This window comes from Erwinia sp. GW821-FHT03D09 (assembly GCF_059420805.1).
This window is the reverse complement of record NZ_JBWKUK010000010.1, coordinates 165,427-191,283: the sequence shown is the minus strand read 5'-3', so window position 1 is coordinate 191,283 and position 25,857 is coordinate 165,427. Positions and strand designations below refer to the sequence as shown.

Here is a 25,857-nt window from a genome sequence, read left to right as displayed (position 1 = left end):
AGGCAGAGGCAGAGGCAGAGGCAGAGGCAGAGGCAGAGGCAGAGGCAGAGGCAGAGGCAGAGGCAGAGGCAGAGGCAGAGGCAGACTATATGGACTGGTTTTTGCCGGCAAATTATTTTGCACATAACAAAACGGGCCAGCTTTCGCTGACCCGTAGAATTAGGTGGTGGAAGCGTAGAGATTCGAACTCTAGAACGGTTTCCCGTCGCCGGTTTTCAAGACCGGTGCCTTCAGCCACTCGGCCACGCTTCCACAATGGGGCGCACTATAAACATCCCGCCCTGGCTTGTAAAGCAGGTTTTGTTTCGTTTGACTGAAAAATCAGCGAAAACGACGCGCTCGCTGTGATATTCGCCAATCCGCTTAACTTATCAGCGTTTTAGCGAGTAAAGAAGGGTAAAACAACTTCCCCGTTCGCCTTTCCCTCTTTATTCTCTCTGGTATTTTAGTAACCCTGAGAGGTGCTTTATGGATCGCATAGTTTATTCCTCACGCGAAAGCTCGTTGTTGAGTACCCACAAAGTTTTACGTAATACCTATTTCCTGCTGGGCCTGACGCTGGCGTTTTCCGCCGTCACCGCCACGCTGAGCACCGTGTTTGCTCTGCCTTCCCCAGGACTGATCCTGATGCTGGTGGGCTTCTACGGTCTGATGTTCCTGACCTATCGTCTGGCTAACAGCCCGGCGGGTATTCTGGCTGCGTTTGCCTTTACCGGTTTCCTTGGCTACTGCCTGGGACCAATCCTGAACTCGTTCCTGTCTGCCGGCATGGGTGATGTGATTGGACTGGCGCTGGGCGGTACCGCGCTGGTGTTCTTCTGCTGCTCTGCCTATGTGCTGACTACCCGTAAGGATATGTCTTTCCTGTCAGGTATGCTGATGGCGGGTTTTGTCGTACTGCTGATTGCTGTTGTGGCAAACATCTTCCTTAATATTCCGGCGCTGCATATGGCTATCAGCGTGCTGTTCGTGCTGTTCTCTACCGGTGCCATCCTGTGGGAAACCAGCAATATTATTAACGGCGGCGAAACTAACTATATTCGCGCCACCGTCAGCCTGTATGTTTCTATCTACAACATCTTTGTCAGCCTGTTGAGCCTGCTGGGTATGTCCCGCAGCAACTAATTTCTGGCTCGATGTGAATAAAGCCCCGCTAATGCGGGGCTTTATTTTTGGCTACGGCAAAAGTTTCGCAGAATGAATCAGGCAGCAGAGGCAATAAAGTACAATTCGAAGGCAGAGAAATTGAGCGCGACGCGCAGGGCTATCTGAAATCCACCGCAGACTGGAGCGAAGCGCTAGCCCCGCTACTGGCGGAGGAAGAAGCCATTGAACTGAACGACGCACACTGGGAAGTTGTCCGGTTTGTGCGCGAATTTTATCTGGAGTTTAACACCTCTCCGGCCGTGCGCATTCTGGTAAAAGCCATGGCACAGAAGTATGGCGAAGAGAAAGATAACAGCCGCTATCTTTTCCGACTGTTCCCGAAAGGCCCTGCCAAACAGGCCACCAAGATTGCCGGTTTACCCAAACCCGCGAAGTGCCTGTAAACGCTAACAGGTAGTAAACCCTTTTAATGCCGCCTGCGGCGGGCAGGGCTCCGTCAGTACGCGTTCGACCCTGGCACTTCGCGGCCCTCCGGCTTTCAGCCAGCCGAGCAGCGCCTCTACCTGCTGCTGCTCACCGCACATTAATACCTCGACGCTGCCGTCATCAAGATTTTTAGCATAGCCCGTGAGTCCCAGCGCTTTTGCTTCATGCTGGGCACTATAGCGGAACCCTACCCCCTGCACCCTGCCGTGAATCCATGCCCGCATACCGATACTCGCCATTTTCTCTCCTTATCTCCGCCACTGATTGCTTTTTCCCAGTCAGCACCGGACAATATCGCCTGATTCTCTGAGTATAAGTATAACTGACTATGACTGTACGCTTGATTCTTGCCAAAGGACGTGAAAAATCCTTACTCCGTCGCCATCCATGGGTGTTCTCCGGGGCCATTGCCCGCATGGAAGGTAAAGCCCAGTCGGGTGAAACTATTGATGTCTGCGACAGCCAGGGTAAATGGCTGGCACGTGCTGCCTGGTCTCCGCAGTCACAGATCCGTGCCCGCGTCTGGAGCTGGGAACAGGACGAATCGATTGATATCGACTTTTTCGTTCGCCGCCTGCAGGCCGCGCAGCAACTGCGCGACTGGCTCGCACACCGTGATAATCTTGACAGCTACCGCCTGATTGCCGGTGAATCCGACGGTCTGCCGGGGATCACTATCGATCGCTTCGGTAACTTCCTCGTGCTACAGCTGCTGTCTGCCGGTGCTGAATATCAACGTGCCGCGCTGATCACCGCGCTGCAAACCTGCTATCCCGGCTGCGCTATTTACGATCGCTCCGACGTAAGCGTACGTAAAAAAGAAGGGCTGGAACTGACGCAGGGTGTTGTACTGGGCGAAACGCCACCGGAACTGCTGCCAATTACCGAGCACGGTATGAAACTGTTGGTGGATATCCAGACCGGGCATAAAACGGGTTATTACCTCGACCAGCGCGACAGCCGCCTGGCCACCCGCCGCTATGCGGAAGGTCGCCGCGTGCTGAACTGCTTCTCTTACACCGGTGGTTTCGCGGTTTCTGCCCTGATGGGCAACTGCAGTGAAGTCATCAGCGTTGACACATCGCAGGCAGCGCTGGATGTGGCAAAACAGAACGTTGAATTAAATGGTCTGGATCTGAGTAAGGCCCAGTTCCTGCGCGATGACGTTTTCAAACTGCTTCGTCGCTATCGTGATGACGGTGAAAAATTCGATCTGATTGTGATGGACCCGCCTAAATTTGTTGAGAATAAAAATCAGCTGATGGGCGCGTGCCGTGGCTACAAAGACATCAATATGCTGGCGATGCAACTGCTGAACCCGGGCGGTATGCTGATGACCTTCTCCTGCTCCGGACTAATGCCTACCGAACTGTTCCAGAAGCTTATTGCGGATGCCGCCGTCGATGCTAAGCGCGACGTACAGATTATTGAGCAGTTCCGTCAGGCTGCCGATCATCCGGTTATTTCCAGCTATCCGGAAGGACTTTATCTGAAAGGTTTCGCCTGCCGCGTGCTGTGACTTGAAAAGTGTTGCCTTCGCCTCCATTAAGTGAGGTAAGGGCAACGTTTCAGGAGGTCACCCATGATTGCCAGCAAATTCGGTATTGGTCAGCAGGTTCGTCATCAGCTGCTGGGTTTTTTGGGCGTGATAGTCGATGTCGATCCTCAGTATTCACTGAAAGAGTCTGTCAGTGAAGATATCAGCGGCAGCGAAGCTCTGCGCGCGGCGCCCTGGTATCATGTGGTGATGGAAGATGAAGAAGGCCAGACGGTACACACCTACCTGGCCGAAGCGCAGATTGCCTGGGAACAGCCGGGAGAACATCCCGACCAGCAGTCGTTAGATGAGCTGGCGCTGTCTATCCGCCAGCAGCTGCAGTCTCCCAGCCTGAGAAACTAATTTAAACCCTGCTTAAGCAGGGTTTTTTATGCGCTCCTCGCCAATCCGAGACGCGGGATTTCTATTTTCGGGCAGCGATCCATCACGACGGTTAGCCCGGCATCCGCCGCCAGCACCGCGGCCTGTTCGTTGATCACCCCGATCTGCAGCCAAAGTGTTTTCGCGCCGATGGCAATCGCTTCCTGCGCAATGCCCCACGCCGCCTCCGCATTGCGGAACACATCAACAATATCAACGGGCTGAGGTATATCTTTCAGTTCAGCATAAACCGTTTGCCCCAATAGTTTTTGACCGGCCAGTTTGGGATTGACCGGTATGACGTCATAACCCTGAGAAAGAAGAAATTCCATAACGTGAAAGGCTGGGCGCTGCTCGTTATCAGTGGCACCTACCAGGGCGATGGTTTTGCTACTGGTCAGAACATTGATAATCTTTTTGTCATCCATTTTTCTCTCCGGTTCGGGTTAACGGCCTGTATTTTCTCATTATGACTGATTCGCCTGGCTCAGTATCGCCACTTCAGTAATTCACGATCAATAGCACGAATAAGTGTGTTTAAATATTAATATGATGCCATACTGAAAGACTTTGATACATTCGACGTTTTTTCACCTTTTGCTCGTCTGGAGTAAGAATGAAGCTGTTTAAGGTCATAACCGGGCTGGTCATTATGCTGATTGTCTCTGCTGCGCAGGCAACCGCGCTAAAGCTTTCTGCCGATATTGACCTTCTGGTTCTGGACGGACATAAAATCTCCGGTTCGTTGCTAAAAGGCGCTGACGGATTAGAACTTGATCGCGGCGAGCATCAGCTACTTTTTCGCGTAGAAAAATCGTTTCATATCCCCGCCCACAGTCCCGTGACCTGGGTTTCAGCTCCGCAAATTGTGACGTTTACTGCCCGCAGTCGTTCGGTGCTGATCCAGCTTCCCTCTTTATCTTCCGTACGCGAAGTCAGAATGTTCGACAGGAAACCACAGTTTACTTTAGTCGATGAAACAGGCGGCGAGATCGCTAATAAACGCGATTTTCTGACCATCACCACCAGCGGTGATTTTGAACAGGCGATGATTCACTATAACCTGAACGGAGAAAACGCTTCAGTTCCGCGTTTTGCGCAGTCGGGTAAACATACTGCCCTTAGCGCTGAGCAGGATCTGGCCCTCGATCGCCGTTCGCCAGCGGAAAGAATGCTACATCTCTGGTATCAGCAGGTTGATGCTGCCACCCGCCTGCGTTTTATTACGCTCATGAAAGCCTTACATACCAGTTGATATCCGTTTAAGCGCAACGTTACACTCAACTTTCTGTTTATTTGACGTTTCTGCCGTTACCCTACATAGCCAGGATATCTGAATGGACCAGACCACCCGTAAGATACAGCCGCAAAAACATATTGCGCTGGTCGCTCATGACCACTGTAAAAACTCCCTGATGGAATGGGTAAATATCCATAGAGAAAAGCTGCAGCCCCATACGCTGTATGCCACCGGCACGACCGGTAATCTGGTACAGCGCGCAACCGGTCTGCCGGTTACAGCGATGCTCAGCGGCCCGATGGGTGGCGATCAGCAGGTAGGCGCATTGATCTCTGAAGGGAAAATCGATCTGTTGATTTTCTTCTGGGACCCACTGAACGCCGTGCCGCACGATCCGGATGTTAAAGCCCTGCTGCGTCTGGCTACCGTGTGGAATATCCCGGTGGCAACCAACCGCGCCACTGCGGATTTCATTATCCATTCACCGTTATTTGCAGAACAGGTTGAAATCCAGATCCCGGATTACGAGCGCTACCTGCAGCAGCGCCTGAAGTAACCGCCTCTGCCGTCAGGGTTTACGCACTTGCGGAACGCCCTGGCGGCCCAGTTCGGCAACAAAATCTGAAGGCTCATCACGATCGTAAAGCAGCCAGACCTGATGAATCGCACGGGTGATGGCGACATACGCCAATCGCCGTTCCTCCGCATCGGGAAACTCCTCCACTTTTGGCAGCAGTGCCGCCTCCATTACGGACTCTCTCGCCGGTGCAGGGAAACCTTCATCCCCCTGGGAAAGCCCCAATAGGATAACGTACTCCGCCTGCTGCCCTTTACTGGCATGGATGGTCATAAATTCCAGATTGAGTTTGGGCCAGCGCGTTGCGGCTTTACCCAGCACCTCAGGCCGCAGATGATGATAGCGGGCAAGCACCATAATCCGCTCATTCGGCTGAACGTAGCCACTCATTTTATTGAGCAGCGCTTCCAGCTGATCCTCAGGCAAGAGTTGAAGCGATTTTTTGGTCCCTTTGGTCAGGCTGGTCAGCGTTTTCTTCAACTGGTGAGGATTACGCTGTACAAAGGCGTTGGCGACTTCACCAATGCGTTGATTGAAGCGGTAGGTGGTATCGAGTATGCAGCGGTCACCCTCACCAAAATAGTGATGGAAAGCCGTGGTCAGGGTCATTTCGGCACCGCTAAAGCGGTAAATGGCCTGCCAGTCATCGCCAACGGCGAAAAGCGCAGTCTGGCGATTTTGCCGACGCAGCGCAGCCAGCAGTTCTGCCCGCTGCGGCGAGATATCCTGGAACTCATCAACCAAAATATGCTTCCACGGACTGATAAAACGGCCTTTATCAAGGATATTAATCGCCTGATGGATCAGGCCGGAGAAATCGACAGCACCTTCTTCTTTCAGCGCACTTTTCCAGGCTTTTAGCAGCGGGGCCATCAGCTTGACCCGCTTGCTGAACAGTTCGCGAACGTCCTCTGGAGCGCCTTCGATCATTGCCGCCTGGGCACCGCCATGCATCCGCATCAGTCCCAACCAGCGTTCAAGACGTGACGCCAGCCGCTTTGCCAGGCTGTTACTTTGCCAGAAGTTTCCTTCTTCTATTTCCCATTCCAGCTCGTCACTCAACCACTGGCGCCAGCCGTTGGCATGGGCTTTTTTCTCGCTGCACTGCTGTCGCCAGACGTCAATCAGCAAATCATGACGTGCTGCCGTATCGCTTTCCAGTTTGCTAATCACCGGCGATTTGTTACTGCCCTGGCGGATAATATGCAGCGCCAGTGAATGGAAGGTACGCGCCGAAAAGTCTTCACTGTGCAGGCGCGAACGTAGCCGCTCATTCATCTCCTCAGCCGCTTTGCGACCAAAGGCGAGCAACAGCACCTGTTCCGCCGTCGCCTGTTTTCGCAACATTAACCAGCCCGCGCGCGCAACCAGCACCGAGGTTTTACCGCTACCTGCTCCGGCCAGTACCAGCACCGAATCTTCGCCATTGACCACCGCTCGCGCCTGCGAGGTGTTTAGCGGTGAGCTCTCTACCTGCTCGAAGTAGTCGGCATGCTGTTCCAGCATGCGATCCGTCCAGCGCACGTTACGCTTCACGCGCTGACTGTCACTGTCATTCAGCCACTGCTGACAATATCGCCAGGATTCGCGGCAGTTATCAAATTCATCCAGCCGGGATACCGGAAGCGGCACGGCGTCGAAGGATTTACGGATCGCCTGCTGCCAGCTGCTGATATCGCTGCGTTTCAGCCAGCGGTCCTGCTGCTCCGCAATACGAATAGCTTCAGCCTGCTGATTTAACACCCCGGCCGCCACCTCACTCATCTCCTGGCTCCACTGTTGCCAGGCGAGGCTCAGGTAGTGATAGAAACGCTGCGTTTCGTTCCATTCCGTACCGTGCAAGCGAACGACTTTATCGTCAGGCAATGAAAACTCCAGCTCGCCCCAAACCAGACCGCGCTTACAGGCAATGGATAACAGCTGATTAAAGGGGATCAGATACTCGTGTTTTTCACCGCTGACCTCAACGCCAGCATTCAACAGCCGCACCCGATTATAAGGATGTTGTGCCAGATGCTTACCCAGCGATGTTGCTTTCAGTTCCATTCCTGCGACCCTGCTGCGGTTAATTTCATCTACACCTAGTTTAGCTGGCGACAGGTTACCTCTCCAGCGTTAAAACGCGTTACAATCAATGAATTGTCACTGAGACTTATCTCAACGCCTAAGGGGACACTACCGATGCGCGCCGTACTCAATATCCTCAATTTCATTCTGGGCGGGTGCCTGACCACCCTGTCATGGCTGCTGGCCACCTTAGTCAGCATCGTACTGATTTTTACCCTGCCGCTGACCCGTTCATGCTGGGAAATCACCAAACTTTCGCTGCTGCCCTTCGGTAATGAAGCGATACATGTGGATGAACTCAACCCTGATAGCAAAAGTGCACTGATGAATTCGGGCGGTACACTGCTTAATATTCTGTGGGTGATTTTTTTCGGCTGGTGGCTGTGTCTGATGCACATTACCGCAGGTATTGCACAATGCCTGACGATTATCGGTATTCCGGTCGGCATCGCTAACCTGAAAATAGCCGTTATCGCACTCTGGCCGGTGGGCCGCCGCGTTGTATCCGTTGAAGTCGCACGAGCTGCGCGTGAAGCCAATGCTCGCCGTCGTTTTCCATGAGCCGTACCATGCAGATTTCGCTGATCGATAACCTTCGCCGGCATGCTTTTAACAGCAGCTGGCTTTACCATATTCGCATCACGCTGGCCCTGATTGGTACCACGGCCGTCCCCTGGTGGCTGCATCAGATCATCTGGACAATACCGCTAACGCTGGGCGTTGTTGCCGCTGCGCTGACCGATCTCGACGATCGCCTCAGCGGTCGCTTGCGCAACCTGCTTATTACGCTGGTCTGTTTCTGTATTGCTTCCGTATCTGTGGAGCTGCTGTTTCCACATCCGTGGCTATTTGTCGTCGGGCTGGCGATCTCAAGCTGGGGTTTTATTCTACTGGGTGCGTTGGGGCCACGTTACGCGACTATCGCCTTTGGCGCGTTGCTCATCGCCATCTACACCATGCTGGGAATCGGCCTGTTTCCTCAGTGGTATTTGCAGCCCGCGCTGCTACTGGCCGGTGCCATCTGGTATAACCTGCTGACGCTGTCCGGACACCTGCTGTTTCCTATTCGCCCGCTGCAGGAAAACCTGTCCCGCTGCTATGCACAGCTGGCGCAGTATCTGGAAGCTAAAGCCAGCCTGTTCGATCCTGATCTTGAAGAGGATGACCGGCAGGCGATGGTGGACGTCGCCATGGCAAACAGTCAGCTGGTCACCCTGCTGAATCAGGCCAAAGCATCTATACAGTCGCGACTGCGCGGCGATCGTGGCCAGCGGGGAACAAGACGCACGCTTCATTACTACTTCGTAGCTCAGGACATCCATGAACGCGCCAGTTCATCGCACGTGCAGTACCATTCCCTGCGTAAAGCATGGGGAGCCAGTGATATCCTTTTCCGCTTTCAGCGCCTGTTAACGCTGCAGGCCGTGGCCTGTCGTCAGCTTTCGCGCACTATCCTATTGCGTGAAACCTATCAGCATGATTCGCGCTTTGAACACGTGTTTGCCAATCTGAACGCAGCACTCCAGAGACTGACTGAGCAACAACCACAAAGTCGGGAAGTGAAAGCGATGCACTTCCTGCTGAACAATCTGAAAGCCATCGATGCTCAGCTGGCGACGATAGAATCAGAGCAGGCGCTGGCGGAAGGCGGTTATTATCACGATCAGTCGCTTTCACGCGAGGGACTAACCGGCTGGAGCGATATTCGCCTGCGCCTCAGCCGCCATATGAGCGCAGAATCACCGCTGTTTCGCCATGCTGTAAGACTCTCGCTTCTGCTTTGCACCGGTTACGGGTTTATCCAGTTTACCGGCCTGCAGCACGGCTACTGGATACTGCTAACCAGCCTGTTTGTTTGCCAGCCTAATTACAGTGCCACGCGCAGGCGGCTGGCGCTGCGAATCGTCGGTACGCTGACAGGGATTGCACTCGGATTGCCCCTACTTTGGCTGGTACCGTCTATTGAAGGGCAGTTAATGTTGATCGTCGTTACCGGCGTGATGTTCTTCTTCTTCCGTAACATTCAGTATGCCCATGCAACCATGTTTATCACGCTGCTGGTGCTGCTGTGCTTCAATCTGCTGGACGAAGGGTTTGAAGTCGCGCTCCCGCGCATTATTGATACACTGCTGGGCTGTGGCATTGCCTGGCTGGCCGTGGCATTTATCTGGCCGGACTGGCGTTTTCTCAGGCTTCCTGCCGTGGCAGAGCGAACGCTGAATGCTAACTGCCGCTACCTGGACGCAGTCCTGGTTCAATATCATCAGGGCAAAGATAATCGCCTTGATTATCGCATCGCGCGGCGCGATGCCCACAACGGTGATGCAGAACTGGCTGCTGTGGTATCGAATATCTCGGTTGAAAGTAAAGCGGATAGCGGACTTCGTGAAGCAGCTTTCCGCCTACTGTGCCTGAACCACTCGTTCCTGAGCTACATTTCAGCGCTGGGGGCTCACCGTGAGAAGCTCGAAAATATCAACTTGCTTCAGCTAATGGACGATGCAGTCTGCTATGCTGACGATATCCTGCATATCGATGTGGTGAATGAAGCTAAAGCACAACGCATGATGTCAAACCTTGCACAGAGGATTCAGCAAACTGAGGCTGATAATGCCACCAAAGAACCGCTGGTCTTACAGCAGGTCGGCCTGCTGGTGGCATTGTTACCTGAAATTGCCAGGCTTAAACAGCAGATTGTTCAACGTGCCGGCAACCAGGCTTGCTGAAAAAATCACCCTTTTCGTTGCGCGTTGCTTTTAAACCAGGCGCGCAATTCCTCTTTGACTGCGGTAGGCAACGCCTCATAGTGGCTGCCAACTATAGCCCCTTCAAGAGCAAATAGCACCGAAAGGCCAAGATGTTTATTGATAGTCCGCAGTTTAAGCCAGCTTCGTTTTGCCCCCTGCTCCATGAGCATTTCAATGGAACAAATACCGACTTCTCGCAGCAATGCTTCCATCCGAATCCCCATATTGGGTAGATCTTTAATCCGCCGATTTCTTAGCCTGTCTTTTAATTCCTGCCGTGCACCATTCAGACACAGTGAGGAAATAGCCACTAACTGGTCGGCATCGGACCACAGCACACCATCAACACGGTAGTAATTAAGGGCAACCGGCAGACCTCGCTTTACAAAATGCAGAGGCTGCATTTTCCTTTCACTTATATAGGGCTGGGCCTGTTCGCAGGCACGAAGATACAGTTCTCCATCGGCAACAACTGCAAATACGGTCTTCGCTACAGACAGGCTATAGCCACCAAACTGTGTGCGAGATTCCACTGGCCCCAATGCCGCCAAACGCTGTTTCGTCTGCTCAATTCTCTGTTTTGAACTACTCATAGCAACTCCCTGCTTAGCTTAAGAAGATTCGCATAAATCCCGAAAAATCAACATATTGAAACATAGGCAATCCGTATTACAGGTTCAATGAATAAATGAGAATGTTTCAAGTTATCTTGCGATTTTGCGAGGCGTAATCAAAAAAATAAGGTTGATCTTTACTCATTACATATATACTGTATATCTATACAGTGACATTGCGAGCGAAGACATCATGCATACCTATTTCCCGAAATCTCAATCAGTTAATAGTGCATTCCACGTTTCATCACGCGTGACATCTGCTCCAGCTAATGCCGCTGGCCTGATTAGCGAATTAATTTACAGCGAGAACCAACCCGGCATGACGCAGCTGTTATTGCTGCCTCTTTTACAGCAGTTAGGCAAGCAGTCCCGCTGGCAGCTGTGGCTCACTCCTCACCAAAAGTTGAGCCGCGACTGGTTGCAACGTTCCGGGCTTCCTTTAGATCGCGTTATGCAGGCGACACATTCAGGACCAATCACTACCGTTGAGGCAATGATTAAGGCACTGCAAACAGGGAATTACAGTGTTGTTTTGGGGTGGTTCGAAGAGGATGTTTCGGAGAGCGATCGTGCACGACTGCTGGCAGCAGCAAACTCTGGTCAGGCTCTGGGCTTAATCATGCGCCCCGATCGTGCAAATTCTCAGTCAGGCAGACCGCTTAGCGGGTTAAAAATTCATTCAAGTTTGTATCATTAAGTAAAAACGAGATAATTCTTAAGGATTTTTTCTCGTGGTACACGCCTCCAGCCCCAGATAATGTTATGGCGCGGCTGTACAATAGCTTAGCTGCGTCTCTGACCATTTCTTATACACATAATTCCCTTCGGAATGTTAAAAAATATGTAAGATTCCCCATTTTTTTAGCGGCCAGCGTCATATCACACTTGTAAGTTTGCTAGTACGTTGTAGACTTTATCTCGCCAGGGTGCTCAATAACCTCCTTTTTTTGGAAGAGTCATAAACGAGCATTACAACCCGGCAAAGGATTTAACCAAAGAGCTTAATTTAAGCTCATTGCCTATTTGGATGATAACGAGGCGCAAAAATGAAAAAGACAGCTATCGCAATTGCAGTGGCACTGGCTGGCTTCGCTACCGTAGCGCAGGCCGCTCCTAAAGATGACACTTGGTATACCGGTGCTAAACTGGGCTGGTCTCAGTACCACGACAAAGGTTACTACGGTAACGGTTACCAAAACAACGACGGCCCAACTCATGAAAACCAGCTTGGTGCTGGTGCATTCGTTGGTTATCAGGCGAATCCATACCTGGGCTTCGAACTGGGTTATGATTGGCTTGGCCGTATGCCTTACAAAGGCGACCGGGTTAACGGCGCATTCAAAGCGCAGGGCGTTCAGCTGGCAGCTAAGTTGAGCTACCCGGTTCTGGACAACCTGGACCTGTACACCCGTCTGGGTGGTATGGTATGGCGTGCTAACTCCACTCAGCAGGAAGTTGGCGGCGCTCGCATCAGCGACCACGATACCGGCGTTTCTCCACTGGCAGCAGTGGGTATTGAATATGCTCTGACTCCAAACTGGGCAACTCGTCTGGACTATCAGTGGGTGAACAACATCGGTGACGCAGGTACCGTTGGTGCGCGTCCTGATAACTCTATGCTCAGCGTAGGTGTTTCTTACCGTTTCGGTCAGGAAGAAGCTGCTCCGGCACCGGCTCCAGCACCCGCTCCGGCTCCAGTTGTTGAAACCAAGCGTTTCACCCTGAAGTCTGACGTGCTGTTCAACTTCAACAAAGCCACTCTGAAACCAGAAGGTCAGCAGGCTCTGGATCAGCTGTACACCCAGCTGAGCAATCTGGACCCTAAAGATGGTTCTGTTGTCGTTCTGGGCTTCACAGACCGCATTGGTTCTGAAGAATACAACCAGAAACTGTCTGAGAAACGTGCTCAGTCAGTAGTGGATTACCTGGTATCTAAAGGTATCCCAGCTAACAAGATCTCTGCACGTGGCCAGGGTAAATCTAACCCTGTTACCGGCAACACCTGTGACAGCGTGAAAGGCCGTCAGGCTCTGATCGACTGCCTGGCGCCAGACCGTCGCGTAGAAATCGAAGTTAAAGGTATCAAAGACGTTGTGACTCAGCCTCAGGCTTAAGTCACGCTTTGATCAAAAAACCCCGCTCAGGCGGGGTTTTTTATTTCCTTCATTACAGCATCTAAGAGTTAAATTGCTTTCCGTCCTGCTACTCAGGTTTACCGAGAATAGCCTTCAGATCCTGCTTAAGTGAGGACATCTGACTGGCATACTGCTCTTTACGTTCCGCATCCTCAATAAGCTGCACCACCGTTTCCGAAAGCGTACTGTTACGGCGCTGCGCCAGCCCAGCAAGACGCTGCCACACCAGATATTCCAGATCGATAGACTTCTTGCGCGTATGCTGATGCTCAGCATTAAAATGGCGTTTACGACGCGCGCGAATCGTCTGCTTCATACGGTTCTCAAGAGCCGGATTAATATGCTGGTTAATCCAGGTCAAAACCAGATTGGGACTGTTCTCCATCCCCAACAACTCATCCACGACCGCCTGCGCTGCGCTTAGCTCGACATAGCGCGTGATCGCTTCACCTTCGCGGTATTTTTTGACCAGGTATTTCCATTTCCATCCGCTTTCAAGATTTTCCAGTTGTTGATATTTCATCGGAATCTCATGCTGACCCTATAACAAGTTAAGAATAACAGCTTTTTTTAATCTGGCTGCAAAGAAAACCGGAACCAGGGCGCGAATCTCAATTCAGATAATACAGAACCGCATGTCTGCTGTGCTTAACAGGCTGAATTATTGTATAATGCCGCTTTTATTCATTTCAGAAAAATACGATAACTTTGACCAACAACCGATTAGAGTGGCGCGCCCTACAACCCGATACAGAACGCTTCCAGCATCTCATCTCGCAGGCTGCCACCACTGAGACAGAGTGTTTTGCTAACGTGCAGCCTCGCCTGTTCAACGGCCTCAGCCTGCTTCTGCAAACCCCGGCTAAAGTACCGCTTATGCTGGTCAAAAGTGCCGAAAGCGCCGAATACCTGGCTTTGTTACAGGATGTCCTCTCTTCCCTCGTCGAATCAGATGAAGAGGATGATGCAACTCTGTTACACGGTGGGCACTACCAGGTTGAATCGCATAAGGTCGTCTGGCGCCCTGTGGAAAATTCAGACGATAATTTTGCCAGTACCGGCGGCGTTCATCAGGCTGACTGGATCGAAGCCGAGCAGCTTTTTGGCTGTGTTCGTGTTTATAACTCAATTCTGACGCTGTCTCCAGGTCTTGTTCACCGTGCAAACGGCGGTGTGCTGATCCTCTCTCTGCGTGCGCTGCTGGCACAGCCTTTACTCTGGCTACGCCTGAAAAAAATTATGGTTAATCAGCGCTTCGACTGGTATTCACAGGATGAAACACGGCCGCTCCCGCTTGACGTTCCGTCAATGCCGATGCAGCTTCGTCTGGTTCTTATCGGCGACCGTGATGCCCTGGCTGATTTTCAGGATATGGAGCCCGAGCTGGCTTCGCTGTCGCTGTATAGCGAGTTTGAAGAAAATATCCAGCTGGTTGATGAGGAAGAGTTCACTAACTGGATACAGTGGGTGCTAAGCGTTGCACAGGGCCTTGGTTATCCTGCCCCAGCTGCTGATTTCTGGCCAGTACTCATCCGCGAAGCAGCCCGCTATACCGGCGATCAGGAGATGCTTCCGCTAGATCCCACCTGGCTGGCACGCCAGCTGCAGGATGCTGTACTTTATAGCGAAAATGAAAGCGTAAGTGGCGAAAATTTACGCGATGCCCTCACTACACGCGAATGGCGCGAAGGTTTTCTTTCCGAACGTGTACGCGACGATATCCTGCTCGACCAGATTCTGATCGAAACCGAAGGCGAGATGGTTGGCCAAATCAACGCACTTTCAGTGATCGATTTCCCGGGTCATCCACGTCCGTTTGGTGAGCCTTCACGTATCAGCTGTGTGGTGCATGTAGGTGACGGCGAGTTTACCGACGTAGAGCGTAAAGCAGAACTCGGCGGAAATATCCATGCTAAAGGCATGATGATTATGCAAGCCTGGCTGATCGCCGAGCTGGAGCTGGATCAGCAGCTGCCCTTCTCCGCTTCCCTGGTATTTGAACAGTCATATTCAGAAGTTGATGGCGACAGTGCCTCGCTGGCAGAGCTTTGTGTATTAATCAGCGCGCTCGCTTTACAGCCGATCAATCAGCAAATTGCCGTTACCGGTTCCGTCGATCAGTTTGGTCGCGTTCAGCCCGTAGGCGGATTAAATGAAAAAATTGAAGGCTTCTTCAATATCTGTAATCAGCGTACGCTAAATGGCAATCAGGGCGTTATTATTCCTGCCGCCAACGTACGTCACCTCTCGTTACAACAAGAAGTTGTCGATGCTGTGCGGGAAGGTAAATTCCATTTGTGGGCGGTATCCAGCGTGGATGAAGCCCTGCCATTGTTAACGGGTGTTGAATGGGACAAGGAGAACGATTCTTGTCTGCTGCGTTCTATTCAGGATCGTATTGCTCAGATTAACCAACAGGATGCACGACAGCTTCCATGGGCACTACGTTGGTTAAACTGGTTCAACCAGCGCTGATCGGACTTGTTCAGCGTACACGTGTTAGCTAAAATTCGTGATTCACTAAAATAAGGCTTATTGAGAATATGGTAGATAAACGCGAATCCTATACAAAAGAAGACCTGATTGCTTCTGGTCGCGGTGAACTTTTTGGTGCTGAAGGCCCGCCATTGCCAGCCGGCAATATGTTGATGATGGACCGCGTAATCAAGATGACTGAAGATGGCGGCAACTACGGTAAGGGCTTTGTTGAGGCTGAACTGGATATCAATCCGGACCTGTGGTTCTTCGGCTGTCATTTTATTGGCGATCCGGTTATGCCAGGTTGTCTGGGTCTGGATGCAATGTGGCAGCTGGTAGGTTTTTACCTCGGCTGGTTAGGCGCTGAAGGTAAAGGCCGTGCGCTGGGCGTTGGCGAGGTGAAATTCACCGGTCAGGTTCTGCCAACTGCGAAAAAGGTTTCGTACCGTATTCATTTCAAACGCGTCATCAACCGTAAACTGGTAATGGGCGTTGCTGATGGTGAAGTTCTGGTCGATGGTCATGTAATTTATACCGCTACCGACCTGAAAGTGGGTCTGTTCAAAGATACGACTGCTTTCTAATCGTTCTGATCATTGTTTCAAAACGATGAACTCCAGAACCAAAAACCTCCGCACCAGCGGAGGTTTGTTCCTTTAAATTGAACAGGCGTTACGCGGTAACCGTCCTGTCCTCCATGGCCTGTCGCCAACCTCCCAACCAGTGAGATCGAGCATCTAGCATTTGGTAAGGACACATCTCTTTTGAGCGTCCGGTAATGCCCGCCTGATACCCCCGTGAATGTGCCCGATCCAGGCGATCTCGTTTCTGTCTCTTCATGCCGCGTTTCCCTCATTTTGTCTGGTGGAATCTGGTGGAAAGAAAACAGTGGCTACATCGTGAGCAGCCACGATTTAGTTCTACCTCTGCGGAAGTAAAAGATCAATGCGCAAATTTCACGCCAATGTCATATTTCTGACCTGGCATTTTCATAATTTCGCATTGCTTTTTGGTACTGAAAGGTTACAGGTTCATGATTAGCAATAAAAAAGCCTTCGATTATGCAAAAGTCTCATTTTGCGATAATCAAAGGCTTAGGCTATTTGTAAAAATAGTAACTAACGTTGCTGATTTATCGCATTTGCGATCTGGGTCGAAATCTGTTGCCAGCCCTGCGACAGCGTTCTGACCAGGGAGTCGTAACCGTCCTCGCTTTGCGGCAGGGCCAGCATAAATGCGCGTTTCTCTAACCGACCTTCACGCTGTAACATCCAGACGCCACTGATTACCGCGCGGCCATCGTAACGCCCATGGAAGCCGGTCACAGTCACGTTAAGCGTGTCGTGCTGCTGGCCAACCGGCGAAGAAGAAACCACCGCGCCGGGCAATTCGTTACTCAGATTGCTGACCAGGGTTTGCTGAAGCTGCTGGTCGAGCGGGCTGGCCCAGCGATTGCTAGCGGCGATAACGTACTGAACGTCATTGCTTTGATATACCACGCCGTTGCCCGCCAGATAATCCGGTATTGAGACCGCCTCAACCCAAATAGGGCGCGAGAATGTCTGGCTGCTTACCACCGTGCTACCACCTGCCGCAGGCAGCTGGTAGTAACGCGTTTCCGGCGTGCTGCTACAGGCCGTTAATGTAAGAAGCAGCGCTAAGGATATCCATTTCATCATCATTTCGCCCTCTTCGGCTGTGGGTCCTGACCGGGTTTTGCTTCAAACACCAGCGCATTACTTTTGCTATTTAGCGTTTTCAGTACCGGCTGTAGCTCACGCATCACCTGATCCAGTCGTTGCATATCTGCCACCATTTTGTTGTAGGCCGGCGATCCTGGCTGGAAGCCTTTCATGCTGCGACTCAGTTCACGTAGCGTATTCTGCATATCTGCCGGAAGCTCCTGCATCGCCTGACTGGAAGTGATTTGATTGAGGTTATCCAGCGTTTTTTGCAGTTCGCGCAGCGTGCGCTGGCTCTCTTTCAGCGTTCCGGTTGCCTCATTCAGCATTGGATTCAACGGCAGGTTGTTGATCTTATCCAGCGACTCCACCAGCTTTTCCTGAATCTGCGCAAGTCCACCGCTGACCGTCGGAATCAGTTCGTAATCCCCAAATTTAGACGAACCGGTCACTGGTTTGGCATTTTTATAGAAATCCAGATCAACATACAGTGAACCGGTCAACAGGTTGGCGGATTTAAGGGAGGCGCGTAGTCCCTCACTGATACCACTTTTCAGATGCTGCTCAAAGTTGAAACCTTCTCCCAGCTGCTTACGGAAACGCTCTGGCTCTATGCGGATCAGCACCGGAATGCGATAATCGTTATTCAGACGCTGAGCGATACCCGGTGCGGTAAACGGCACTTCAGCCACGGTTCCAAGACGAATACCACGGAATTCAACCGGCGCACCGGCATTCAGGCCGCGAACCGATTCGTTGAAGAACATCAGGAAATCTTTATGCTCGCTGTACAGCGAATCCTGAATGCTGCGTTGATCGTCAAATAACCGATACTCCGCTTTATTTTCGGCGGGCTTGCCCAACTCCCAGCCTTCCGGCACGTCAAAGCTCACCCCGCCGCTTAACAGGGTGGCCAGCGATCCCATCTCAACACGCATTCCGGATGCCGACATATCGACCGCAATACCACTGTCTTTCCAGAATCGAACATTCGTCGTAATCAGGCGATCGTAAGGTGCGGCGATAAACAGCTGATAGGCAATCATACGCTTGTCGGTATCAAACGAACTGGTTTCCACCGAGCCCACCCGATAGCCCCGGAACAGCACCGGATCGCCGGCATTTAACTGACCGGCTTTGCGACTGTCCAGAGTGATGCGGATCCCTTTGGCATCCGGTGGAGCCAGCGGTGGCGCATCAAGCAATTGATACTCTTTCGCTTTTTCGCCTTTCGCGCCAGGCTGAAGTTCAATATAGGCACCGGACAGCAACGTTCCCAGGCCGCTGACGCCATCGCGGCCAATGGTCGGTTTGACGACCCAAAATGCACTGTCTTCACGCAGGAGTTTTTCCATACCGGAATTCAGACGCGCCTTAATTTCAACGTGGTGCAGGTCGTCCGTCAGTACGGCACTCTCCACTATGCCAACATCCACGCTGCGACTTTTAATGGTGGTTTTCCCCCCCTCAATGCCTTCCGCATTGGTGGTGATCAGCGTAACCTCCGGCCCCTGGTGGCTGAAATGATAAAACAGGATCCATCCGCCGATCAGCACGGTGACAATCGGTACGATCCACACCGGCGACCAGCGCTTGATGTGCTCTACTCTGGCGGTACTGTGATTATTGTCCATCACTCAACGACTCCTCAGAACTCTTATCTTTTACCCGATCCCAGGTCAGTCGGGGATCAAACGTGATGGCGGCAAACATCGTCAGGATGACGACCATGGCAAATAACAGCGCGCCCATGGCGGGATAAATGCTCATCAACCGCCCCATTCGCACCAGTGCCGACAGTACGGCAATAACAAATACATCGATCATTGACCAGCGTCCAACAAACTCCACCATTTCATAAATCTTGTGCATCCGTTCACTGTCAAGGTGATGACGACTGTCGCCTTTAACGTCCCAGCATAACCAGGCAATCGCCAGCATCTTGAGTGACGGGACCATGATACTGGCAACGAATATCACTAACGCGACCGGATAGGAGCCATCGCTCCACAGCAGGATAACCCCGGCCATAATCGTCGAGCCCATCTTGTTGCCCAGCGCTTCGGTGATCATGATCGGCATCAGGTTTGCGGGAATATAAAGCAATATAGAGGTTAACAGCAGCGCCAGCGTCCACTGCAGGCTGTGCTTACGCCGGGCATGGCCGTGGCTCCCACAGCGTGGACAAACTAACCGATCGCTGGCCAGCACGGCGGTACAGCAGGCGCAGGAACGCATCCCCTGACGCAGGCCGCTAATCCCGGCCACCGGCGTCGCAGGAAGCGGCGGCAGCGGTGCCACTCGTTCCCAGAGCACGCGTCGTTCTATGCACTGAAATGCCCGCAGTTGCAGCACACAAAACAGGCACCAGGGGATAAAGCTGCTACCAATGCCGATATCGCCATAGGCCATCAACTTGACGAAACTGACCAGGACTCCGGCGAGAAAAATCTCCGCCATGCCCCAGCTCCGCAGCTGCATCAGGATACGGGTCATACCCCGTTTCAACGACAGCGGCAGTTTTAACGGGCTGACCAGCAGCAGAATCGCTATCATGCAGAACGCGGGCACGCCCTGAACGAAGAGCATAAACAGCGTAGCCAGACTGCTGTAGTCCTCAGAAACCATCACCTGAGGAATCTGCATCATGGATATTTCGCTACTTAAACCCGCAACCCGCATATTAACGAAGGGAAAGAGGTTGGCCAGCAGCAGCATAAACAGCGCCGCCAGCGCATAGCCAGCTGGCCGCCTGAGCGGTTCAACCCAGCTGGAATGAAGTGTGGTATGACAGCGCGGGCAGCTTGCTTTGCTGCCCGGCAGAAGCACGGGCAACTGTGTCATGAGGTCACACTGCGGACATAGAATCCATTGATGTGCGTGGTACGACGAACACATACCTTTCCCTCAATAAAATTACGCGCCGTTACTTAACGACTCAAGGTATTCCCAACGTTCAAAAGCCGTTTCCAGTTCCTGTTCGGCTTTTGCCAGCGCATCCAGAACCGGCTGAGTTGCCTCGTGCGGCTGGTTAAAGAAGTTTACATCAGCAACCTGAGCCTGATACGCAGCAAGTTGTGCTTCCAGCTCTTCCATTTTCTGCGGCAGCTGTTCCAGTTCGCGCTGTAAATTGTAGCTCAGCTTAGCAGCCGTTTTCTTCACTGCTTCGCTTTTAACGCTTTCCTGACGTGGTTGAGAAACCGTATTTTTAGCCGCAGCCCGGTTTTGTTTCCAGGCCGTACGCTGAAGCTGAGCATCATGGTAACCACCCACAAACGCGCCAATTTCGCCGTTGCCATCAAAGATCCAGCATTCGGTGACGGTGTTATCAACGAACTGACGATCGTGGCTGACCAGCAGTACCGTGCCCTGATAGCCATCGATAAGTTCTTCCAGTAACTCGAGCGTTTCAACATCCAGGTCGTTGGTCGGTTCATCGAGAATCAACAGGTTGCTCGGCTTCAGAAACAGGCGAGCCAGCAGCAGTCGGTTTCGCTCTCCACCGGACAATGCTCGCACCGGCGTCATCGCGCGTTTTGGATGGAACAGGAACTCCTGCAGATAACCCAGCACGTGTCGCGGTTTGCCGTTAACCATCACTTCCTGCTTGCCTTCAGCCAGGTTATCCATCACCGTGCGGTCCGGGTCCAGCTCTGCACGGTGCTGGTCAAAGTAGGCCACTTCCAGTTTAGTACCAATATGTACCCGGCCACTGTCCGGCTTGAGCTGATCGAGCATTAGCTTCAGCAGCGTGGTTTTACCGCAGCCGTTCGGGCCGATCAGGGCAATTTTGTCACCGCGCTGAACCTGGCGAGAGAAATCGTTAACCAGCTGCTTGCCCGCTATACCGTATTTAACGTTTTCCATTTCAAAGACAATCTTGCCTGAACGGGATGCCTCTTCCACCTGCATGTTGGCTTTACCCATCACTTCGCGGCGTTCTGAACGTTCACGGCGCAAGGCTTTCAGCGCGCGTACGCGGCCTTCGTTACGCGTACGTCGGGCTTTGATGCCTTGACGTATCCACACTTCTTCCTGCGCCAGCTTGCGGTCAAATTCTGCGTTCTGCATCTCTTCAACGCGTAGCGCTTCCTCTTTACCCAGCAGATACTGATCGTAATCTCCTGGCCAGGACACCAGCTTGCCGCGGTCAAGATCAACAATACGGGTCGCCATATTGCGGATAAATGAACGGTCGTGAGAAATAAAGATAATGCTGCCCTGGAACGTTTTCAGGAACGTTTCCAGCCAGTCGATAGTTTCGATATCCAGGTGGTTGGTTGGCTCATCGAGCATCAGCACCTTCGGGTTGCTGACCAGCGCGCGCCCCAGCGCTGCTTTACGCAGCCAGCCGCCTGAAAGAGAGGAAAGCTCGGCATCACCGTCAAGACCAATCTTTTCCAGCACGTCATGAATACGACTTTCCAACTGCCAGAGATTCTGGTGATCGAGGATCGCCTGCAGGCGCGCCATCTCATTCAGATTTCTGTCACTCGGATCTTCCATCACCAGGTGTGAAATCGCGTGATAGGCTTTCAGGTGTTCAGCCTGCTCTTCCACGCCTTCGGCAACGAAATCATACACCGAACCAGCGACGTTACGCGGTGGGTCCTGTTGCAGACGTGCCACGATCAGATCCTGCTCATAAATGATACGTCCGTCATCCAGTGGCTGTTCACGGTTGATGATTTTCATCAGCGTGGATTTACCCGCCCCGTTACGCCCGACCAGACAAACGCGCTCATTCTCTTCGATGTGCAGTTCAGTGTTATCCAACAGCGGCGCGTCGCTGAATGAGAGGTAAGCGCCATGAATACTGATTAGTGACATAAAAACTTATTCCTTACCGGCATGCGTCAGCAGCCAGCAGTTGTGAATCTGACGGTTACGGGCAAAATCCTGTGACTGCGTTTTGGCGGTAATTTCGTGAGCCTCAAGGCCCAGTGCTTCCAGCCCGGCGAAGTCCATCTTGAAGCCGCGTTTATTGTTAGAGAACATAATGGTACCACCCGCTCTGAGCAGGCGTTTAAGATCTTTCATCAGATCCAGATGATCGCGCTGCACGTCAAAACTCTCCTCCATACGCTTGGAGTTAGAGAACGTTGGCGGATCGATAAAGATCAGATCGAACTGTTCATCGGCCTCACGCATCCAGTTCAGGCAATCTGCCTGCATCAGACGGTGCTGGCGGCCGGTTAAGCCGTTAAGCCGCAGGTTACGCTCAGCCCACTCCAGATAGGTACGCGACATATCCACCGTGGTGGTACTGCGCGCACCGCCAAGACCAGCATGAACGCTGGCGCTGCCGGTGTAAGCGAACAGGTTGAGGAAGTCTTTGCCTTTACTCATTTGGCCAAGCATTTTGCGGGCGATGCGATGGTCAAGGAACAAGCCAGTATCAAGATAATCAGTCAGATTGACCCACAGTTTGGCATTAAATTCGCTGACCTGGAAGAAATCCCCCTTCTCACCCAGTTTTTGATACTGACTTTTACCTTTCTGCCTTTCACGGGTTTTCAGCACCAGTCGGTTGGTCGGCAGTTCCATGACGTTGAGCGTTGCCGCAATCACATCGAACAAACGCTGGCGCGCTTTGGCTGGCTCAACGGTTTTTGGTGGCGCATATTCCTGCACCACCACCCAGTCACCGTAGCGGTCAACGGCAACGTTATAGTCCGGCAGATCGGCATCATAGACGCGGTAGCATTCAATGCCTTCCTGACGCGCCCATTTATCCAGCTTCTTCAGATTTTTACGCAGGCGGTTGGCATAATCATCGGCCAGCTGCGCAATGGCGCCACCCGACGGATTCGCCGCCAGCTGATAGTTTTTCTGCACACAGTCCAGCGGGCCGTTTTTCGCCTTAAACTGGCGATCGGCACGCAATTGCAGGCAGCTCAACAGTTCCGGTGATGCACTGAACAGCGACAAATTCCAGCCGCCAAACTGGGCTTTCATCAGACGGCCCAGCTGGCTGTGCAGCGCGATCAGCGCGGGTTCACTTTCCAGGCGCTCGCCGTAAGGTGGGTTGCTCAGCACCGTTCCTGCAGGCCCTTCCGGCAGCGGGTTTTGCAGCTTCAGCACATCCTGGAGGGTGAAGCTGATACGCTCCGCCAGGCCAGCACGGCGGGCATTGGCGCGTGCACTTTCAATTACGCGCGGATCGTTGTCATAACCGAAGAAACGTGAGGTATTTTCCTGCAGGCCTTTCTTCGCCCGCGCCTGCGCTTCCTGCTTAACGTCACTCCAGAGCGCTGCGTCAAACTTGCTCCAGCCGGTAAAGCCCCAGTGGTTGCGGTGCAGGCCCGGAGCCCGATCGCAGGCGATCATGGCGGCTTCCAGCAGCAGCGTACCGGAACCACACATCGGATCGACCAATGGCGTACCCGACTGCCAGCCGGAACGCAGCACGATAGCGGAAGCCAGCGTCTCTTTCAGCGGTGCCTGGCCGGTCTGCTGGCGATAGCCACGCATGTGCAGGCCTTCACCGCTCAAATCCAGCGCGATGCTGGCCGTATCTTTATTCAGCCAGACATTAACCCGAATATCCGGCAACTCGCGATCGACATCCGGGCGCGTCAGCCCTTTACGGGTGAAGCTATCAACGATGGCGTCTTTTACCTTCAGCGCGCCGTACTGGCTGTTGCGGATCACATCATTCAGACCGCTGAAATGCACGGCGAAGGTTTTATCGCTGCCGAACATCGCCGGCCAGTCAATCGCCTGCACGCCGAGGTAGAGGTCCAGATCGCTGTAAACACCGCATTCGGTCAGCGGCAGCAGGATGCGCGACGCCAGACGGCTCCACATCAGACTTTGGTACATCAGACGATCGTCACCCTGATAATGTACGCCGCCCTGGACGACCTGGCAGCTTTGCGCGCCAAGGGCTTCCAGTTCACTTTTTAACAGCTCTTCGAGCCCACGCGCCGTACTGGCAAACAGAGAATTCATAGTGTCACTTATCGTCATCAGAAAATTGCTGCGCATTATAGCTAATCATGGCGCCATGTCATAAAGTTAGCTTCTTTTGCTGCAGAAACTCTGGCTTAACAGGGGCATATATCGGCTGCACAAGGAGCCAGCACCATGATCACACTGTCACGGTTATTTATTCACCCGGTAAAATCTATGCGCGGCATGCAGGTTTCGCATGCGCAGGCTCTGGGAAGTGGCCTGGCTTTCGATCGCATTTTTATGCTTACCGAACCTGATGGCACCTTTATTACCGCGCGCCAGTATCCCGAAATGGTGTTGTTCACTCCGGCGTTAATTATGGGGGGTTTACAGCTCAGCGCACCCGATGGCAGTAGCGCAACCGTGCTGTTTGAGGATTTCCTTCCTGACAGCGAGCCCACCGAAGTCTGGGGGAGCCACTTCAGTGCCCTGATTGCCCCGGGCAATATCAACCAGTGGCTGAGCGGTTTTTTCCCCCGGCCGCTCCAGCTGCGTTGGGTTGGTCCCCGGATGACCCGCCGGGTAAAACATTTTGAACATGTTCCTCTCGGATTCGCCGATGGTTTCCCCTACCTGTTAATCAATGAGGCCTCACTGTTTGATTTACAACAGCGCTGCCCGGCAGGCGTCAGAATGGAGCAGTTCCGTCCAAACCTGGTGATTACCGGCGCGGATGCCTGGGCCGAAGACGGCTGGTCAACCGTAAAGATCGGCGATGTGCTTTTCGATCTCCCTAAACCCTGCAGCCGCTGCGTGTTTACCACCATCAGCCCCCAGCGCGGCCACAAACATCCCAGCGGCGAACCGCTGGCCACGCTCCAGCGTTTTCGCAGCGCACAGGACGGCAGTGGCGATATCGACTTCGGGATGAATCTGGTTGCCCGCAGCAGCGGCGTTATCCGGACTGGCGACAGGCTTGAGGTGATTAAACGCCAGCCCGTGCGCACCTACGGTAGTGGTGAAGTGGCCGAAACGCTTCCAATAGACGCACAACCACCCGGTGAGGTGATCCTCAGCTGGAACGGGCAGGCGTTCAGCGGCAACAATCAGCAGGTACTACTGGAGCAGTTGGAAATGCAGGGAATCCGTATTCCCTACTCCTGCCGCGCAGGGATCTGCGGCAGCTGCAAAGTTACCCTGATCAGTGGCGAGGTCAGCGCATTGAAAAAAGGGGCAATACGGAAAGATGGAACCATACTCAGCTGTAGCTGTATCCCGTCAGGCGATCTGGTTCTACGTTAAGATAATCTTGCGCGGTGAGTTACACCGCGCGAGCAAACTGCAGTGCATCAGGTTTAACCTGAGGCGTAAGACGATCGTGCATAATTTTTATCGCATCACCCAGCATCATACTGCGACCGGCCAGGATTAGCTCCGGCTGAGCCAGCAGGCAGAGTGCCGCATTCTCACCCGATTCTACGACGATCATCGTCGCCTGCTCACCGCTGTCGCTAACGGTAACGCAAACCAGATCGCCTTCTTCAGGGCGAAAACCACCGTGCGCCTGAGTTACAAAATGCCAGCTCTTGGGCATCAGCGGCTTGAGGAAACGAGTTGCCACCAGCACGTTCAGCACCAGTTCAGCATGCTGTTCAGAATCCAGCTCGGCCTGGCGGCATCGCTCAGCAAAGGTGAAAAACAATGCAGCGTCATCTACACAAAAACCTGAAACATCAAAGGCATCCGGCGTGAGCATCTTACGGGGAAAACGTGAGCGAAATGGCTGTTCGCGAGCCAGGTCCAGCATCATACGGTCTTGTTCTGCGTCGAAAAACCAACGCCAGTTATCGTCCGGTTTTATCCTCATGATGAGTCCTGTGGTAATTATGGGTTACAGAATGTCCGG

Annotated in this window: 25 protein-coding genes and 1 tRNA gene; 13 read left to right on the top strand and 13 right to left on the bottom strand. The window is 52.8% G+C overall.

The window, feature by feature from the left end:
- Positions 1 to 164: 164 nt before the first annotated feature.
- Positions 165 to 252: transfer RNA gene (locus tag AC07U6_RS12280), tRNA-Ser, on the bottom strand.
- 216 nt (positions 253 to 468) lie between these two features.
- Between AC07U6_RS12280 and yccA the strand changes: the two genes are divergently transcribed.
- The gene (gene yccA / locus AC07U6_RS12275; RefSeq protein ID WP_105593393.1) at positions 469 to 1,125 is read left to right on the top strand and encodes an FtsH protease modulator YccA; all 657 of its coding nucleotides are present in this window, start codon (positions 469 to 471) and stop codon (positions 1,123 to 1,125) included.
- Between the two features lie 47 nt (positions 1,126 to 1,172).
- Positions 1,173 to 1,550 (top strand): sulfurtransferase TusE, encoded by a 378-nt coding sequence (tusE, locus tag AC07U6_RS12270; RefSeq protein WP_494762218.1) that lies wholly within the window; start codon positions 1,173 to 1,175, stop codon positions 1,548 to 1,550.
- Positions 1,551 to 1,553: 3 nt separating this feature from the next.
- Here tusE and yccX read toward each other — a convergent pair whose 3' ends face one another.
- Positions 1,554 to 1,832, bottom strand: coding sequence for an acylphosphatase (gene yccX, locus AC07U6_RS12265; protein WP_494762217.1), 279 nt, complete (start codon positions 1,830 to 1,832; stop codon positions 1,554 to 1,556).
- A gap of 89 nt (positions 1,833 to 1,921) precedes the next feature.
- Here yccX and rlmI point away from each other — a divergent pair, with 89 nt between their 5' ends.
- Together rlmI and hspQ are read left to right on the top strand one after the other, a co-directional pair.
- Positions 1,922 to 3,112, top strand: coding sequence for a 23S rRNA (cytosine(1962)-C(5))-methyltransferase RlmI (gene rlmI, locus AC07U6_RS12260; protein WP_494762216.1), 1,191 nt, complete (start codon positions 1,922 to 1,924; stop codon positions 3,110 to 3,112).
- Between the two features lie 63 nt (positions 3,113 to 3,175).
- Positions 3,176 to 3,493, top strand: coding sequence for a heat shock protein HspQ (hspQ, locus tag AC07U6_RS12255; protein WP_494762215.1), 318 nt, complete (start codon positions 3,176 to 3,178; stop codon positions 3,491 to 3,493).
- 26 nt (positions 3,494 to 3,519) lie between these two features.
- Here hspQ and AC07U6_RS12250 read toward each other — a convergent pair whose 3' ends face one another.
- Positions 3,520 to 3,939, bottom strand: a complete 420-nt coding sequence (locus AC07U6_RS12250; RefSeq protein WP_494762214.1) for a CoA-binding protein — start codon at positions 3,937 to 3,939, stop codon at positions 3,520 to 3,522.
- 188 nt (positions 3,940 to 4,127) lie between these two features.
- Between AC07U6_RS12250 and AC07U6_RS12245 the strand changes: the two genes are divergently transcribed.
- Both AC07U6_RS12245 and AC07U6_RS12240 read left to right on the top strand, forming a co-directional pair.
- Positions 4,128 to 4,766, top strand: a complete 639-nt coding sequence (locus AC07U6_RS12245) for a YccT family protein (RefSeq protein ID WP_494762213.1) — start codon at positions 4,128 to 4,130, stop codon at positions 4,764 to 4,766.
- Positions 4,767 to 4,848: 82 nt separating this feature from the next.
- Positions 4,849 to 5,307: a methylglyoxal synthase gene (locus AC07U6_RS12240; RefSeq protein WP_494762212.1), complete on the top strand. Its 459-nt coding sequence runs from the start codon at positions 4,849 to 4,851 to the stop codon at positions 5,305 to 5,307.
- Positions 5,308 to 5,319: 12 nt separating this feature from the next.
- Here the strand turns inward: AC07U6_RS12240 and helD are convergent, their stop codons facing one another.
- Positions 5,320 to 7,374, bottom strand: coding sequence for a DNA helicase IV (gene helD, locus AC07U6_RS12235; protein ID WP_494762211.1), 2,055 nt, complete (start codon positions 7,372 to 7,374; stop codon positions 5,320 to 5,322).
- A gap of 135 nt (positions 7,375 to 7,509) precedes the next feature.
- On the opposite strand from helD, the gene AC07U6_RS12230 reads away from it, so the two are divergent.
- Together AC07U6_RS12230 and yccS are read left to right on the top strand one after the other, a co-directional pair.
- Entirely contained in the window at positions 7,510 to 7,956 is a 447-nt protein-coding gene (locus tag AC07U6_RS12230) for a YccF domain-containing protein (RefSeq protein ID WP_494762210.1), read from the top strand.
- 8 nt (positions 7,957 to 7,964) lie between these two features.
- Positions 7,965 to 10,121, top strand: coding sequence for a YccS family putative transporter (yccS, locus tag AC07U6_RS12225; protein ID WP_494762209.1), 2,157 nt, complete (start codon positions 7,965 to 7,967; stop codon positions 10,119 to 10,121).
- A gap of 5 nt (positions 10,122 to 10,126) precedes the next feature.
- Here yccS and AC07U6_RS12220 read toward each other — a convergent pair whose 3' ends face one another.
- Positions 10,127 to 10,735 carry a TfoX/Sxy family DNA transformation protein gene (locus AC07U6_RS12220; protein WP_494762208.1) on the bottom strand — a complete coding sequence of 203 codons (609 nt, stop codon included), beginning with the start codon at positions 10,733 to 10,735 and terminating at the stop codon, positions 10,127 to 10,129.
- A 214-nt stretch (positions 10,736 to 10,949) separates the two neighbouring features.
- Between AC07U6_RS12220 and sulA the strand changes: the two genes are divergently transcribed.
- A complete protein-coding gene (sulA, locus tag AC07U6_RS12215) occupies positions 10,950 to 11,456 on the top strand; it encodes an SOS-induced cell division inhibitor SulA (RefSeq protein WP_494762207.1) in 507 nt (168 codons plus the stop codon).
- 349 nt (positions 11,457 to 11,805) lie between these two features.
- Positions 11,806 to 12,873 (top strand): porin OmpA, encoded by a 1,068-nt coding sequence (gene ompA, locus AC07U6_RS12210; RefSeq protein WP_494762206.1) that lies wholly within the window; start codon positions 11,806 to 11,808, stop codon positions 12,871 to 12,873.
- 88 nt (positions 12,874 to 12,961) lie between these two features.
- Here the strand turns inward: ompA and matP are convergent, their stop codons facing one another.
- Complete coding sequence (matP, locus tag AC07U6_RS12205; RefSeq protein ID WP_494762205.1) at positions 12,962 to 13,417, bottom strand: macrodomain Ter protein MatP; 456 nt, start codon at positions 13,415 to 13,417, stop codon at positions 12,962 to 12,964.
- 185 nt (positions 13,418 to 13,602) lie between these two features.
- Here matP and AC07U6_RS12200 point away from each other — a divergent pair, with 185 nt between their 5' ends.
- Both AC07U6_RS12200 and fabA read left to right on the top strand, forming a co-directional pair.
- Entirely contained in the window at positions 13,603 to 15,369 is a 1,767-nt protein-coding gene (locus AC07U6_RS12200; protein WP_494762204.1) for an AAA family ATPase, read from the top strand.
- Positions 15,370 to 15,437: 68 nt separating this feature from the next.
- Positions 15,438 to 15,956: a bifunctional 3-hydroxydecanoyl-ACP dehydratase/trans-2-decenoyl-ACP isomerase gene (fabA, locus tag AC07U6_RS12195; protein ID WP_205065218.1), complete on the top strand. Its 519-nt coding sequence runs from the start codon at positions 15,438 to 15,440 to the stop codon at positions 15,954 to 15,956.
- An 88-nt stretch (positions 15,957 to 16,044) separates the two neighbouring features.
- On the opposite strand, the gene rmf is transcribed toward fabA, so the two are convergent.
- The 6 genes from rmf to rlmKL form a co-directional block, all read right to left on the bottom strand.
- Positions 16,045 to 16,212, bottom strand: a complete 168-nt coding sequence (gene rmf, locus AC07U6_RS12190; protein ID WP_105593410.1) for a ribosome modulation factor — start codon at positions 16,210 to 16,212, stop codon at positions 16,045 to 16,047.
- Positions 16,213 to 16,490: 278 nt separating this feature from the next.
- Positions 16,491 to 17,051: a membrane integrity-associated transporter subunit PqiC gene (pqiC, locus tag AC07U6_RS12185; protein WP_494764464.1), complete on the bottom strand. Its 561-nt coding sequence runs from the start codon at positions 17,049 to 17,051 to the stop codon at positions 16,491 to 16,493.
- Positions 17,051 to 18,691, bottom strand: a complete 1,641-nt coding sequence (gene pqiB / locus AC07U6_RS12180) for an intermembrane transport protein PqiB (protein WP_494762203.1) — start codon at positions 18,689 to 18,691, stop codon at positions 17,051 to 17,053. The genes pqiC and pqiB overlap by 1 nt, the downstream gene beginning before the upstream one ends.
- Entirely contained in the window at positions 18,678 to 19,952 is a 1,275-nt protein-coding gene (pqiA, locus tag AC07U6_RS12175; RefSeq protein WP_494762202.1) for a membrane integrity-associated transporter subunit PqiA, read from the bottom strand. The genes pqiB and pqiA overlap by 14 nt, the downstream gene beginning before the upstream one ends.
- Positions 19,953 to 19,970: 18 nt before the next feature.
- Complete coding sequence (locus AC07U6_RS12170) at positions 19,971 to 21,884, bottom strand: ABC transporter ATP-binding protein (protein ID WP_205065221.1); 1,914 nt, start codon at positions 21,882 to 21,884, stop codon at positions 19,971 to 19,973.
- Between the two features lie 6 nt (positions 21,885 to 21,890).
- Positions 21,891 to 24,008, bottom strand: coding sequence for a bifunctional 23S rRNA (guanine(2069)-N(7))-methyltransferase RlmK/23S rRNA (guanine(2445)-N(2))-methyltransferase RlmL (rlmKL, locus tag AC07U6_RS12165; RefSeq protein WP_494764463.1), 2,118 nt, complete (start codon positions 24,006 to 24,008; stop codon positions 21,891 to 21,893).
- Positions 24,009 to 24,143: 135 nt separating this feature from the next.
- Here rlmKL and AC07U6_RS12160 point away from each other — a divergent pair, with 135 nt between their 5' ends.
- Positions 24,144 to 25,253: a YcbX family protein gene (locus tag AC07U6_RS12160; RefSeq protein WP_494762201.1), complete on the top strand. Its 1,110-nt coding sequence runs from the start codon at positions 24,144 to 24,146 to the stop codon at positions 25,251 to 25,253.
- Positions 25,254 to 25,272: 19 nt separating this feature from the next.
- Here AC07U6_RS12160 and AC07U6_RS12155 read toward each other — a convergent pair whose 3' ends face one another.
- A complete protein-coding gene (locus tag AC07U6_RS12155; RefSeq protein ID WP_494762200.1) occupies positions 25,273 to 25,818 on the bottom strand; it encodes a cell division protein ZapC in 546 nt (181 codons plus the stop codon).
- Between the last annotated feature and the right edge of the window lie 39 nt (positions 25,819 to 25,857).

Excerpts from the sequence above, each read along its gene's own strand:
- AC07U6_RS12245 (WP_494762213.1), top strand. The coding sequence starts at position 4,128 with ATGAAGCTGTTTAAGGTCATAACCGGGCTGGTCATTATGCTGATTGTC.
- yccA (WP_105593393.1), top strand. The coding sequence starts at position 469 with ATGGATCGCATAGTTTATTCCTCACGCGAAAGCTCGTTGTTGAGTACC.
- fabA (WP_205065218.1), top strand. The coding sequence starts at position 15,438 with ATGGTAGATAAACGCGAATCCTATACAAAAGAAGACCTGATTGCTTCT.
- rlmI (WP_494762216.1), top strand. The coding sequence starts at position 1,922 with ATGACTGTACGCTTGATTCTTGCCAAAGGACGTGAAAAATCCTTACTC.
- AC07U6_RS12250 (WP_494762214.1), bottom strand. The coding sequence starts at position 3,939 with ATGGATGACAAAAAGATTATCAATGTTCTGACCAGTAGCAAAACCATC.
- sulA (WP_494762207.1), top strand. The coding sequence starts at position 10,950 with ATGCATACCTATTTCCCGAAATCTCAATCAGTTAATAGTGCATTCCAC.
- AC07U6_RS12230 (WP_494762210.1), top strand. The coding sequence starts at position 7,510 with ATGCGCGCCGTACTCAATATCCTCAATTTCATTCTGGGCGGGTGCCTG.
- AC07U6_RS12155 (WP_494762200.1), bottom strand. The coding sequence starts at position 25,818 with ATGAGGATAAAACCGGACGATAACTGGCGTTGGTTTTTCGACGCAGAA.
- yccS (WP_494762209.1), top strand. The coding sequence starts at position 7,965 with ATGCAGATTTCGCTGATCGATAACCTTCGCCGGCATGCTTTTAACAGC.
- pqiC (WP_494764464.1), bottom strand. The coding sequence starts at position 17,051 with ATGATGAAATGGATATCCTTAGCGCTGCTTCTTACATTAACGGCCTGT.
- rlmKL (WP_494764463.1), bottom strand. The coding sequence starts at position 24,008 with ATGAATTCTCTGTTTGCCAGTACGGCGCGTGGGCTCGAAGAGCTGTTA.
- hspQ (WP_494762215.1), top strand. The coding sequence starts at position 3,176 with ATGATTGCCAGCAAATTCGGTATTGGTCAGCAGGTTCGTCATCAGCTG.
- matP (WP_494762205.1), bottom strand. The coding sequence starts at position 13,417 with ATGAAATATCAACAACTGGAAAATCTTGAAAGCGGATGGAAATGGAAA.
- AC07U6_RS12240 (WP_494762212.1), top strand. The coding sequence starts at position 4,849 with ATGGACCAGACCACCCGTAAGATACAGCCGCAAAAACATATTGCGCTG.
- yccX (WP_494762217.1), bottom strand. The coding sequence starts at position 1,832 with ATGGCGAGTATCGGTATGCGGGCATGGATTCACGGCAGGGTGCAGGGG.
- pqiA (WP_494762202.1), bottom strand. The coding sequence starts at position 19,952 with ATGTGTTCGTCGTACCACGCACATCAATGGATTCTATGTCCGCAGTGT.
- ompA (WP_494762206.1), top strand. The coding sequence starts at position 11,806 with ATGAAAAAGACAGCTATCGCAATTGCAGTGGCACTGGCTGGCTTCGCT.
- AC07U6_RS12170 (WP_205065221.1), bottom strand. The coding sequence starts at position 21,884 with ATGTCACTAATCAGTATTCATGGCGCTTACCTCTCATTCAGCGACGCG.
- AC07U6_RS12220 (WP_494762208.1), bottom strand. The coding sequence starts at position 10,735 with ATGAGTAGTTCAAAACAGAGAATTGAGCAGACGAAACAGCGTTTGGCG.
- rmf (WP_105593410.1), bottom strand. The coding sequence starts at position 16,212 with ATGAAGAGACAGAAACGAGATCGCCTGGATCGGGCACATTCACGGGGG.
- AC07U6_RS12160 (WP_494762201.1), top strand. The coding sequence starts at position 24,144 with ATGATCACACTGTCACGGTTATTTATTCACCCGGTAAAATCTATGCGC.
- helD (WP_494762211.1), bottom strand. The coding sequence starts at position 7,374 with ATGGAACTGAAAGCAACATCGCTGGGTAAGCATCTGGCACAACATCCT.